This window comes from Pseudomonas sp. RL_105y_Pfl2_101, from assembly GCF_963970585.1.
Taxonomy (GTDB): domain Bacteria; phylum Pseudomonadota; class Gammaproteobacteria; order Pseudomonadales; family Pseudomonadaceae; genus Aquipseudomonas.
On sequence record NZ_CAXAPG010000002.1, the window covers coordinates 337,418 to 349,023 of the forward strand.

Below are 11,606 nucleotides of genomic sequence, written 5' to 3' on the forward strand. Positions count from 1 at the left end.
CAGATAGACCGCTATCGCGAGCAGGCTCGCTCCCACAGGTTTTGTGTTGTAACTGATAGCAGTAGTCATCCCCCTTAAAAGAGAAGGCGAACATGGCTGGTACGCAAACCCCGTTGTGCACCGCGCTGCTGATCGACGGAGAACTCGTTCCCGGTGAAGGCATTGTCGAGCCGATCCTCAACCCGGCCACCGGTGAAGTAGTGGCTCACATCGCCGAGGCCAGCACCGAGCAGGTCGAAGCCGCGATCCTCGCCGCCCATCAGGCCTTCGACGGCTGGTCGCGCACCACGCCGCAACAACGCTCGAACCTGCTGCTGGACATTGCCAGCGCCATCGAAAAGAACGCCGATGAGCTGGCCCGCCTCGAATCCCTGAACTGCGGCAAGCCGCTGCACCTGGCGCGCCAGGACGACCTCAGTGCGACGGTGGATGTATTCCGTTTCTTCGCCGGCGCCGTGCGCTGCCAGACCGGCCAGCTCAGTGGCGAATACCTGCCCGGTTACACCAGTATGGTGCGCCGCGACCCGATCGGCGTGGTGGCGTCCATTGCGCCATGGAACTACCCGATCATGATGGCTGCCTGGAAAATCGCCCCGGCCCTGGCCGCCGGCAATACGCTGGTGTTCAAGCCATCGGAACACACGCCACTGTCGATCCTGGCCCTGGCGCCGACACTGGCCCAGATCCTGCCACGGGGCGTGATCAACATCCTTTGCGGGGGCGGCGAAGGGGTCGGCAGTCATCTGGTCAGCCATCCCAAAGTGCGCATGGTCTCGCTGACCGGCGATATCGTCACCGGACAGAAGATCCTCCAGGCAGCGGCAAAAACCCTCAAGCGCACGCACCTGGAGCTGGGCGGCAAGGCGCCGGTGATCGTGTGCAACGACGCCGACATCCAGGCTGTGGTCGAAGGCGTGCGCACCTACGGTTATTACAACGCTGGGCAAGATTGCACCGCGGCATGCCGGATCTACGCCCAGGACGGGATTCACGACCGCCTGGTGGCCGAACTCGACGCGGCGGTCAGCAGCCTGCGCTTTGCCGGCAAGCGCGACGCCGACAATGAGATCGGCCCGCTGATCAGCACCCGCCAGCGCGACCGAGTGGCCAGTTTTGTCGAACGCGCCCTCGGCCAGCCACACATCGAACGCATCACCGGCGCGGCCGTGCATTCCGGCGCCGGTTTCTACTACCAACCCACGCTGCTGGCCGGCTGCAAGCAAAGCGATGAAATCGTCCAGCGCGAAGTCTTCGGCCCGGTCGTCACCGTGACCCGCTTCGACGAACTCAGCCAGGCGGTGGATTGGGCCAACGATTCCGAGTACGGCCTGGCGTCTTCGGTATGGACCCAGAACCTGGACAAGGCCATGCAGGTGGCGGCGCGGCTGCAATACGGCTGCACCTGGATCAACAGCCATTTCATGCTGGTCAGCGAAATGCCCCACGGCGGCCTGAAACGTTCGGGCTACGGGAAAGACCTCTCCAGCGATTCGCTCCAGGACTACAGCGTGGTGCGCCACATCATGGCCCGCCACGGCCAGCATCTGTAGATAACAGCACTACTCTAATAACAGGCCATCCATGGCGCTTCACACTGTTCGAACACTGCCCCGACCATAATTAAAGCAAGAGGGATTTCCATGTACGCACACAAGACCGTATTGCTCAGTGCAATCACCACGGCGCTGCTGACCAGCGTCAGCCTCCAGGCCGCCGAACCGCTCAAGGCCGTTGGCACTGGTGAGGGCCAATTGGATATCGTCGCCTGGCCGGGTTACATCGAACGCGGCGAAAGCGACAAGGCCTACGATTGGGTCACGGGTTTCGAGAAGGAAACCGGCTGCAAGGTCAATGTGAAAACCGCCGCGACATCCGACGAAATGGTCAGCCTGATGAGCAAGGGTGGCTACGATTTGGTCACCGCCTCGGGCGACGCCTCGTTGCGGCTGATTGCCGGCAAGCGCGTGCAGCCGATCAACACCGCACTGATCAGCAACTGGAAAAACCTCGACCCGCGCCTCAAGGATGCGCCGTGGTACGTGGTCAACCAGCAGACCTACGGCACCCCGTACCAATGGGGCCCGAACGTGCTGATGTACAACACCGATGTGTTCAAGCAGGCACCCACCACTTGGGGCGTGCTGTTCAACGCCCAGGATTTGCCCGACGGCAAGCCGAACAAGGGGCGCGTGCAAGCCTATGATGGCCCGATCTACATCGCCGACGCGGCGCTGTACCTCAAGACCGCCAAGCCTGAGCTGGGCATCAAGGACCCGTACCAACTCGACGAAACCCAGTACAAGGCCGTGTTGCAATTGCTGCGGGCCCAGCAACCGCTGATCCACCGCTACTGGCACGACACCACCGTGCAGATGAGCGATTTCAAGAACGAAGGCGTGATCGCGTCCGGCGCCTGGCCGTATCAGGTCAACGGCCTGATGAACGAGAAGCAACCGATCGCCTCGACCATTCCGAAAGAAGGCGCCACCGGCTGGGCCGACACCACGATGCTGCATGCCGAGGCCAAGCACCCCAACTGCGCGTACAAGTGGATGGATTGGTCACTGCAACCGAAAGTCCAGGGTGACGTCGCCGCGTGGTTCGGTTCGTTGCCGGCGGTGCCGGCGGCGTGCAAAGGCAGCGAACTGCTGGGCGCCGAGGGCTGCAAGACCAACGGCTTCGACCAGTTCGACAAGATCGCCTTCTGGAAAACCCCACAGGCCGAAGGTGGCAAGTTCGTGCCGTACAGCCGCTGGACCCAGGACTACATCGCGATCATGGGCGGGCGCTAAATCGGAGCAACCCTGTGGCGAGGGAGCTTGCTCCCGCTGGTGTGTAGGAGCTGGCGAAGCCTGCGATCTTTTGATCTTGATCTTTCGCTCTCGATTCAATGGGTAGTGCAAAGATCGCAGCCTCGTTGTACTCGACAGCCCCTACCGTCGCCACTCAGCGGGAGCAAGCTCCCTCGCCACAGGATCGAATTCCAATCATTGAAGGTTCATACCCGCCCCGCCTTTTGGAGCCCCGCACCATGACGCTTGCAGTCCAGTTCACCCAGGTATCCCGTCAATTTGGCGAAGTGAAGGCCGTTGACCGGGTTTGCATCGACATCCAGGACGGCGAGTTCTTTTCCATGTTGGGCCCGTCCGGCTCCGGCAAGACCACCTGCCTGCGGCTGATCGCCGGGTTCGAACAACCCAGTGCCGGCTCGATCCGCATCCACGGCGAAGAGGCCACCGGGCTTGCGCCCTATCAGCGGGACGTCAACACGGTGTTCCAGGATTACGCCCTCTTCCCCCATATGAACGTGCGCGACAACGTGGCCTACGGCCTGAAAGTCAAAGGCGTCGCTAAGGCCGAGCGCATCCAGCGTGCCAACGAAGCGCTGGAGATGGTTGCCCTGGGCGGCTACGGCGAACGCAAGCCGGTGCAGCTCTCCGGCGGCCAACGCCAACGCGTGGCCTTGGCCCGAGCGCTGGTCAATCGCCCGCGGGTGTTGCTGCTCGATGAACCCTTGGGCGCCCTCGACCTGAAGCTGCGCGAACAGATGCAGGGCGAATTGAAGAAGCTGCAACGCCAGCTGGGCATCACCTTCATTTTCGTCACCCACGACCAGACCGAAGCGCTGTCGATGTCCGACCGCGTAGCGGTGTTCAACAAGGGCCGCATCGAACAGGTCGATACCCCACGCAACCTGTACATGAAACCGGCGACCACCTTCGTCGCCGAATTCGTTGGCACCTCCAACGTGATCCGTGGCGAGTTGGCCCGGGAACTGAGCGGTTATCCACAGCCGTTCTCGATTCGCCCGGAACACGTGCGTTTCGCCGAGGGCCCGTTGGCCAGTGGTGAGATCGAAGTCCACGGCCTGCTGCACGACATCCAGTACCAGGGCAGCGCCACGCGCTACGAGCTGAAACTTGCCAATGGCCAGACCCTGAACCTCAGCCAGGCCAACACCCAGTGGCTCGACAACACAGTCCAGCACCAGACCGGCCAGCACCTGAGCGTACGCTGGGCGCGGGAGGCGATGGTCGCGCTGCACGACACCGTCAGTGGCGAGGTCTGAGATGAACACCCAGGCCATCACCCAAACGCCCACGCCCGGCTCACCGTTGCGACGGTTTTCCAACCTGCTGTACCGGCGCCCCAACCTGTACCTGTTGATGTTGCTGGTGCCGCCGCTGATCTGGTTCGGCGCGATCTACCTGGGCTCACTGCTGACCTTGCTGTGGCAGGGTTTCTACACTTTCGACGACTTCACCATGGCGGTCACGCCGGACCTGACCCTGGCGAATTTCGCGGCGCTGTTCCAGCCGTCGAACTTCGACATCATTTTGCGCACCCTGAGCATGGCGATCGCGGTGTCCATCGCCAGCGCCATCATCGCGTTCCCGGTTGCCTACTACATGGCGCGCTACACCAGCGGCAAGACCAAGGCATTTTTCTACATCGCGGTGATGCTGCCGATGTGGGCCAGCTACATCGTCAAGGCCTATGCCTGGACGCTGCTGCTGGCCAAGGGCGGCGTGACGCAGTGGTTCGTCCAGCACCTGGGCCTGGGGCCGGTGTTGCAGTTCGTGCTGGGGATCCCGGGCGTGGGTGGCAGCACCTTGTCCACCTCACACCTGGGCCGTTTCCTGGTATTCGTCTACATCTGGCTACCGTTCATGATCCTGCCGATCCAGGCGTCCCTGGAGCGTCTGCCGCCATCGCTGCTGCAAGCCTCGGCAGACCTGGGCGCCAGGCCACACCAGACGTTCATGCAGGTGATCCTGCCGCTGTCGATCCCCGGCATTGCCGCCGGCTCGATCTTCACCTTTTCGCTGACCCTGGGGGATTTCATCGTGCCCCAACTGGTGGGCCCGCCGGGCTATTTCGTCGGCAGCATGGTCTACGCCCAGCAAGGCGCCATCGGCAACATGCCCATGGCCGCGGCCTTCACCTTGGTGCCCATTGTGCTGATCGCCCTCTATTTATCCATCGTCAAGCGACTGGGAGCTTTCGATGCGCTCTGACTCTCAAGACCGGGCCTCGTGGGGCTTGCGGATCGCGGCGTGGGGCGGGCTGGTGTTCCTGCATTTCCCGATCCTGATCATCTTCCTCTACGCCTTCAACACCGAGGACGCGGCGTTCAGCTTCCCGCCCAAGGGCCTGACCCTGAAGTGGTTCAGCGTCGCCTTCTCGCGCCCGGATGCGCTGGAGGCGATCAAGCTGTCGTTGCAGCTCGCGGCCATCGCTACGCTGATCGCCATGGTGCTTGGCACCCTGGCCTCCGCGGCGCTGTACCGGCGCGATTTCTTCGGCAAGCAGGGCATTTCGCTGATGCTGATCCTGCCGATTGCCTTGCCGGGCATCATCACCGGCATTGCGCTGCTGGCCACCTTCAAGACCCTGGGGATCGAGCCGGGCATGTTCACCATCATCGTCGGTCACACAACCTTCTGCGTGGTGATCGTCTACAACAACGTCATCGCCCGCCTGCGCCGCACCTCCCACAGCCTGATCGAGGCCTCGATGGACCTGGGGGCCGACGGCTGGCAGACCTTTCGCTACATCATCCTGCCCAACCTCGGCTCGGCGCTGCTGGCCGGGGGGATGCTGGCGTTTGCGCTGTCATTCGACGAGATCATCGTCACCACCTTCACCGCCGGCCACGAACGCACCTTGCCGCTGTGGCTGCTCAACCAGCTCAGCCGTCCGCGCGACGTGCCTGTGACCAACGTGGTGGCGATGCTGGTGATGATGGTCACGATGTTGCCGATATTGGGCGCGTATTACCTGACCCGAGGCGGTGAGAGCGTGGCCGGTAGCGGCGGGAAATAGATGTCACTGTGAAACCGGATCCCCTGTGGGAGCGAGCAAGCCCGCTCCCACAGGCGTCACAAACAAGATTCAAGAGGACATGGACATGCAAACCAAACTGCTGATCAACGGCCATCTGGTGAACGGCGAAGGCCCTGGCCAGGCGGTATTCAACCCGGCGCTGGGGCGGGTGCTGGTGGAGATCAATGAAGCCAGCGAAGCTCAGGTCGATGCCGCCGTGCGCGCCGCGGACGCCGCTTTCGAGTCTTGGTCGCAAGTACCGCCCAAGGACCGTTCCCTATTGCTGCTCAAGTTGGCCGATGCCATCGAAGCCCACGGCGAGGAACTGGCGAAGCTGGAGTCGGACAACTGCGGCAAACCCTTGGGTGCCGCGCTGAATGACGAGATCCCGGCGATTGCCGACGTGTTCCGCTTCTTTGCTGGCGCCAGTCGCTGCATGAGCGGTTCGGCGGGTGGCGAATACCTGCCGGGGCACACCTCGATGATCCGCCGCGACCCGGTGGGCGTCATCGCCTCCATCGCGCCGTGGAACTACCCGCTGATGATGGTCGCCTGGAAAATCGCCCCGGCCCTGGCCGCCGGTAATACCGTGGTGCTCAAGCCGTCGGAGCAGACCCCACTGACCGCGTTGCGCCTGGCGGAACTGGCGTCGGAGATTTTCCCAGCCGGCGTGCTCAACGTGATCTTCGGCCGTGGGCAAACCGTCGGCAACCCGCTGGTCATCCACCCGAAAGTGCGCATGGTGTCGCTGACCGGCTCCATCGCCACTGGCTCGAACATCATTTCCAGCACATCCGACAGCGTCAAACGCATGCACATGGAGCTGGGCGGCAAGGCCCCGGTGATTATTTTCGACGACGCCGATATTGACGCGGCGGTGGAAGGCATCCGCACCTTCGGTTTCTACAACGCCGGCCAGGACTGCACCGCCGCCTGCCGCATCTATGCCCAGCAGGGCATCTACGACCAGTTTGTCGAGAAGCTCGGCGCCGCGGTGGGCAGCATCAAGTACGGCCTGCAAACCGCGCCAGACACCGAGATGGGCCCTCTGATCACCGCCCAGCACCGCGACCGCGTGGCCGGTTTCGTCGAACGGGCCATCGCCCAGCCGCATATCCGCCTGATCACCGGTGGCAAGGCCGTGGAAGGCAACGGGTTTTTCTTCGAACCGACAGTATTGGCCGACGCCCAGCAGGACGACGAAATCGTTCGCCGGGAAGTCTTCGGGCCAGTAGTGTCCGTCACGCCGTTCCTCGACGAAGCACAAGTACTGACCTGGGCCAACGATTCGGACTATGGCCTGGCCTCATCGGTGTGGACCGCCGACATCGGCCGTGCCCATCGCCTATCGGCACGCCTGCAATACGGCTGCACCTGGGTGAATACCCACTTCATGCTCGTCAGCGAAATGCCCCATGGCGGCCAGAAACGTTCCGGCTATGGCAAGGACATGTCCATGTATGGACTGGAGGATTACACGGTGGTGCGGCATGTGATGTTCAAGCATTGACGACCAGACAACCTTGACAACACAGGCTCGCGCTTGCCCTGTGTTCGTCCTACTAAGGTTTTCGTCGATCGGTGCACGCTCGCCGGTTGACGGAAATCCTGGCAGCACCTAGGGTGTCTACAACGTATACACCTTGGAGATCAGCCATGGCCTCGCCCGTTTTGTCCTTTCGTGTGGAAGAAGGTCTGGCCCAACAGCTGGACTTACTGGCCGCCGCCACCGACCGCGACCGTCAATATCACCTCAAGCGTGCACTGGTCCGATATGTGGAGGCCGAATCCTGGCATCTGCAAGCCATCAGCGAAGGCATAGCCGATGCCGACGCTGGAAACCTGACCGATCTGGACGCCGTGAAGGCTAAGTGGGCAAAACGTGCCGAGCATCGTACTGACCGACAGAGCACAGAGTGACCTCGACTCGATCCACGGACATTACCTAAACGCTATCGGTGCAGAAGGCGCCGATGACGTCATCAGCGCCATCCTGGATACACTGCGCCAACTGCAACGCTTTCCCGGCTCGGGCCGTCCTTCGGTCGCTCCCGATATTCGAGAGCTGGTGCTGACGCGCTACCCATTCGTAGCCCCCTACCGGCTCAAGCAGGGGCAACTGCAAATCCTGCGAATACTGCACCAACGCGCCGAACGTCCCCAGGACTGGTCGGTGGAGTGATGTCGGCCGGCGCTCCTGCCCCGACCGCGCACCTGCGTCACGCTTCAAAACCGCGAAACACTGCGCATTGCATCCACCAGATAGCGCATGGCGATGCGGTCGTTTTCCGACAACTCCCGATAGCGCTCCACCAGTCTCAATTCTTCCAGGCTGAGCCGGCGTGTCCTGCGCGGGTTGGTCAGGCCTGGAAAGATCCCCAGCATTTCGGTAATGCCCTGTATTTTTGTCATGAGTTGTCCTTCTTTACGTCGTGATTGGCCTGATAGCGCCTGCTGAACCCGGGTTAAATCGCTTATCACGCTAAAGAATAGGGAGGATTCAAAGCGTGAAAAGAGGGTTTTAGAGTAATTAGTCAAAAAAAGTCGAAAACGACATAAAAAAAGAAATAACTGTAAGAAAATTTGACCACGCCACGCTTTCCTTTCTCTCCAAGCCCGACTTTCACCTATGATTTTTCGCCTCGGTGAACCGATCCAGCGCTCAGGCATCTGTTCTTACGTTCGTCGCGTTTGGCCAAAGGCATGTCCGAACTCCCTTATCAGTCTCTATTGCCAGGATCGGCTCGGGATTGTTTCGAGAAAGGTTGTATTTATGCACCGCAGGAATTTGCTCAAGGCCTCCATGGCCTTCGCCGCCTACACCGGGCTGTCGGCCTCCGGGCTCATGGCCGCACGCGCCTGGGCCGCCGATCAGACGGCCGACGGCGAAGCCCGTCCCTTCGATTTCAACGGTTTGAAGGATCAGGCCCGACGGCTGGCCGAGAGCCGCTATGTCGACACCAAGCAAGTACTGCCAGAAACCCTGGCCCTGATGTCGCCGCTGCAGTTCAACGCCATCCAGTACGACGCCAACCACTCCCTGTGGAATGACTTGGACGGACGGCAGTTGGACGCGCAGTTCTTCCACGTTGGCATGGGTTTCAAACAGCCGGTGCGCATGTACAGCGTCAATACGAAGACCCGTATGGCCCGTGAGGTGCACTTCCGTCCGGAACTGTTCAACTATGAGAAAACCACGGTCAACACCGCGCAACTGACGGGTGACCTGGGCTTCGCCGGTTTTCGCGTCTTCAAGGCGCCGGAGCTGGACCGGCACGACATCGTTTCGTTTCTGGGGGCCAGCTACTTCCGTGCCGTGGACGCCCGCGGCCAGTACGGGCTATCGGCCCGCGGCCTGGCCATTGACACCTATGCAAAGAAGCATGAGGAGTTCCCGGACTTCACCCAGTTCTGGTTCGAAACCCCGGAAAAGAACAGCACCCGGTTCGTGGTCTATGCCCTGCTCGACTCCCCCAGCGCCACCGGTGCCTATCGGTTTGACATCGATTGCCAGCCGACCCGGGTGGTGATGGAGATCGACGCACACATCAATGCCCGTACCGCCATCGAACAACTAGGGATCGCGCCCATGACCAGCATGTTCAGCTGTGGCACCGTCGAGCGGCGCATGTGCGACACCATTCACCCGCAAATCCACGACTCCGACCGGCTGGCCATGTGGCGCGGCAACGGCGAGTGGGTGTGCCGTCCGCTAAACAACCCCGCCACCCTGCAATTCAACGCTTTCGCCGACAAGGACCCGAAAGGCTTCGGCCTGGTGCAGACCGACCACGACTTTGCCAGCTACCAGGACACCGTGGACTGGTACAGCAAGCGCCCAAGCCTGTGGGTCGAACCGACGACGGCCTGGGGCGAAGGCTCGGTGGACTTGCTGGAGATTCCTACCACCGGCGAAACCCTGGACAACATTGTCGCGTTCTGGACGCCGAAAAAGCCGGTGGCCGCCGGTGACTCGCTGAACTATGGCTACAAGCTCTACTGGAGTGCGCTGCCGCCGGTCAGCACGGACCTGGCCCGCGTCGACGCCACCCGCTCAGGCATGGGCGGCTTCGTCGAAGGCTGGGCACCGGGCGAGCATTACCCAACCGTCTGGGCCCGTCGCTTTGCCGTGGACTTCAGCGGCGGCGGCCTCGACCAACTGCCGCCGGGCACTGGCATCGAACCGGTGGTGACCTGCTCCCACGGTGAAGTGAAGGACTTCAACGTGTTAGTGCTGGATGCGATCAAGGGCTACCGCATCACCTTCGACTGGCACCCGACCGACGACAGTGTGGAGCCAGTGCAGATGCGCCTGTTCATTCGCACCGAGGACCGCACCTTGAGCGAGACCTGGTTGTACCAGTACTTCCCGCCGGCGCCGGATAAGCGTAAGTATCCCTGAGCCCTGCTGCGTCAGGAATGACGCCTTCGCGAGCAGGCTCGCTCCCACATTGAGTCTTGTTGTGAACACTCTCTGCGCCACACAACAGATCCACTGTGGGAGCGAGCCAGCTCGCGATGAGGCCGGTACAAGCACTAAATCTTTCAATCAAATAAACAAAAAGCCCCGGCCAAATCGACCGGGGCTTTTTGTTTTAGCGTGACACTCAATCGCGCAAATCCGACTCATGAATCGGCTGGTCCCGATGCGTGGCCCGCTGGTACTGTGCCGGCCACGTGGCCTTGCGGCCGCCCAGGTCATCATCGGCATGCAGGGCCCAGTACGGATCGCGCAACAATTCGCGTGCCAGGAAAATGATGTCGGCCTGGCAGGTGCGCAGGATGTGTTCGGCCTGGGCCGGCTCGGTGATCATGCCGACGGTGCCGGTGGCGATTTCCGACTCTTTGCGCACCCGTTCGGCAAAGCGTGTCTGGTAACCCGGGCCGGTTGGAATTTCCGCATTGGCGGCCGTGCCACCCGATGACACATCGATCAAGTCCACCCCCAATGCCCTGAATCGCCGCGCCAGCTCCACGGTCTCATCCGGGTTCCAACCGTCCTCGACCCAATCGGTGGCGGAGACGCGAACGAACACCGGCAGCTGTTCAGGCCATACGGCCCGGATCGCCTCGGTGACTTGCAGCACCAAGCGGATGCGGTTCTCGAACGAGCCACCGTATTGATCGCGCCGCTGATTGCTCAAGGGCGACAGGAATTGATGCAGCAGATAACCATGGGCCGCATGGACCTCGATCACTTTGAAGCCGGCCGTGAGGGCGCGCTTGGCCGACTCCACGAAGGCCTGGATCACACCGGCGATCTGCCCTTCGTCCAACTGCACCGGCTGAGTGTGTTGCGGGTCGAAGGCAATCGGCGATGGGCCGACCGGAACCCAGCCGCCGTCCGCCGGTTTTACGCTGCCATGCTTGCCCAGCCAGGGTCGCCAGGTGCTGGCCTTGCGTCCGGCATGGGCCAGTTGTATGCCCGGCACGGCCCCTTGGGCGGTGATGAAACGGGTGATGCGTTGCAAGGGTTCGATCTGCTCATCATTCCACAGCCCCAGGTCTTGGGCGGTGATGCGCCCCTCGGCGGTGACGGCGGTGGCTTCGGTGAACACCAGGCCGGCACCACCCACGGCACGGCAGCCCAAGTGCACCAGGTGCCAATCGTTGGCTAGGCCATCGGTGCTCGAATACTGGCACATCGGCGATACCGCGATACGATTGGGCAGGGTCAATTGGCGAAGGGTATAGGGTTCCAGCAGCAGACTCATGGGGCACCTCTCGAATCAGTGGGCAGGCTCCAGGGTTCTGTTTGAAAAGTCGACGAGTGACAAAAG

General features: G+C 61.8%; 11 protein-coding genes. 9 read left to right on the top strand and 2 right to left on the bottom strand.

Features of this window, described 5'->3' with window-relative positions:
- The first annotated feature begins 92 nt into the window (after positions 1-92).
- The 8 genes from AACY31_RS04275 (at position 93) to AACY31_RS04310 (ending at position 8,008) form a co-directional block, all read left to right on the top strand.
- On the top strand, positions 93-1,550 hold the full coding sequence (locus tag AACY31_RS04275) for a gamma-aminobutyraldehyde dehydrogenase (protein ID WP_339476409.1): 1,458 nt from the start codon (positions 93-95) through the stop codon (positions 1,548-1,550).
- A gap of 90 nt (positions 1,551-1,640) precedes the next feature.
- A complete protein-coding gene (ydcS, locus tag AACY31_RS04280; RefSeq protein ID WP_339476412.1) occupies positions 1,641-2,792 on the top strand; it encodes a putative ABC transporter substrate-binding protein YdcS in 1,152 nt (383 codons plus the stop codon).
- Between the two features lie 239 nt (positions 2,793-3,031).
- Positions 3,032-4,069 carry an ABC transporter ATP-binding protein gene (locus AACY31_RS04285; protein WP_339476415.1) on the top strand — a complete coding sequence of 346 codons (1,038 nt, stop codon included), beginning with the start codon at positions 3,032-3,034 and terminating at the stop codon, positions 4,067-4,069.
- Position 4,070: 1 nt separating this feature from the next.
- A complete protein-coding gene (locus tag AACY31_RS04290; RefSeq protein ID WP_339476418.1) occupies positions 4,071-5,018 on the top strand; it encodes an ABC transporter permease in 948 nt (315 codons plus the stop codon).
- Positions 5,008-5,826 (top strand): ABC transporter permease, encoded by an 819-nt coding sequence (locus AACY31_RS04295; RefSeq protein WP_339503902.1) that lies wholly within the window; start codon positions 5,008-5,010, stop codon positions 5,824-5,826. The genes AACY31_RS04290 and AACY31_RS04295 overlap by 11 nt, the downstream gene beginning before the upstream one ends.
- 85 nt (positions 5,827-5,911) lie before the next feature.
- Positions 5,912-7,336, top strand: coding sequence for a gamma-aminobutyraldehyde dehydrogenase (locus AACY31_RS04300; RefSeq protein ID WP_339476422.1), 1,425 nt, complete (start codon positions 5,912-5,914; stop codon positions 7,334-7,336).
- 146 nt (positions 7,337-7,482) lie between these two features.
- Positions 7,483-7,746, top strand: coding sequence for a CopG family ribbon-helix-helix protein (locus AACY31_RS04305; RefSeq protein WP_003198119.1), 264 nt, complete (start codon positions 7,483-7,485; stop codon positions 7,744-7,746).
- Positions 7,709-8,008 carry a type II toxin-antitoxin system RelE/ParE family toxin gene (locus AACY31_RS04310; RefSeq protein ID WP_339476424.1) on the top strand — a complete coding sequence of 100 codons (300 nt, stop codon included), beginning with the start codon at positions 7,709-7,711 and terminating at the stop codon, positions 8,006-8,008. The genes AACY31_RS04305 and AACY31_RS04310 overlap by 38 nt, the downstream gene beginning before the upstream one ends.
- A gap of 44 nt (positions 8,009-8,052) precedes the next feature.
- On the opposite strand, the gene AACY31_RS04315 is transcribed toward AACY31_RS04310, so the two are convergent.
- Entirely contained in the window at positions 8,053-8,238 is a 186-nt protein-coding gene (locus AACY31_RS04315) for a hypothetical protein (RefSeq protein ID WP_003198116.1), read from the bottom strand.
- A 361-nt stretch (positions 8,239-8,599) separates the two neighbouring features.
- Between AACY31_RS04315 and AACY31_RS04320 the strand changes: the two genes are divergently transcribed.
- The gene (locus AACY31_RS04320) at positions 8,600-10,228 is read left to right on the top strand and encodes a glucan biosynthesis protein D (protein WP_339503904.1); all 1,629 of its coding nucleotides are present in this window, start codon (positions 8,600-8,602) and stop codon (positions 10,226-10,228) included.
- A gap of 205 nt (positions 10,229-10,433) precedes the next feature.
- On the opposite strand, the gene AACY31_RS04325 is transcribed toward AACY31_RS04320, so the two are convergent.
- A complete protein-coding gene (locus tag AACY31_RS04325; RefSeq protein ID WP_339476429.1) occupies positions 10,434-11,540 on the bottom strand; it encodes an NADH:flavin oxidoreductase/NADH oxidase in 1,107 nt (368 codons plus the stop codon).
- Positions 11,541-11,606: the final 66 nt, after the last annotated feature.

What these genes read in the sequence shown, in the direction of transcription:
- AACY31_RS04275 (WP_339476409.1), top strand. Translation starts at nt 93, where the DNA reads ATGGCTGGTACGCAAACCCCGTTGTGCACCGCGCTGCTGATCGACGGA.
- ydcS (WP_339476412.1), top strand. Translation starts at nt 1,641, where the DNA reads ATGTACGCACACAAGACCGTATTGCTCAGTGCAATCACCACGGCGCTG.
- AACY31_RS04285 (WP_339476415.1), top strand. Translation starts at nt 3,032, where the DNA reads ATGACGCTTGCAGTCCAGTTCACCCAGGTATCCCGTCAATTTGGCGAA.
- AACY31_RS04290 (WP_339476418.1), top strand. Translation starts at nt 4,071, where the DNA reads ATGAACACCCAGGCCATCACCCAAACGCCCACGCCCGGCTCACCGTTG.
- AACY31_RS04295 (WP_339503902.1), top strand. Translation starts at nt 5,008, where the DNA reads ATGCGCTCTGACTCTCAAGACCGGGCCTCGTGGGGCTTGCGGATCGCG.
- AACY31_RS04300 (WP_339476422.1), top strand. Translation starts at nt 5,912, where the DNA reads ATGCAAACCAAACTGCTGATCAACGGCCATCTGGTGAACGGCGAAGGC.
- AACY31_RS04305 (WP_003198119.1), top strand. Translation starts at nt 7,483, where the DNA reads ATGGCCTCGCCCGTTTTGTCCTTTCGTGTGGAAGAAGGTCTGGCCCAA.
- AACY31_RS04315 (WP_003198116.1), bottom strand. Translation starts at nt 8,238, where the DNA reads ATGACAAAAATACAGGGCATTACCGAAATGCTGGGGATCTTTCCAGGC.
- AACY31_RS04320 (WP_339503904.1), top strand. Translation starts at nt 8,600, where the DNA reads ATGCACCGCAGGAATTTGCTCAAGGCCTCCATGGCCTTCGCCGCCTAC.
- AACY31_RS04325 (WP_339476429.1), bottom strand. Translation starts at nt 11,540, where the DNA reads ATGAGTCTGCTGCTGGAACCCTATACCCTTCGCCAATTGACCCTGCCC.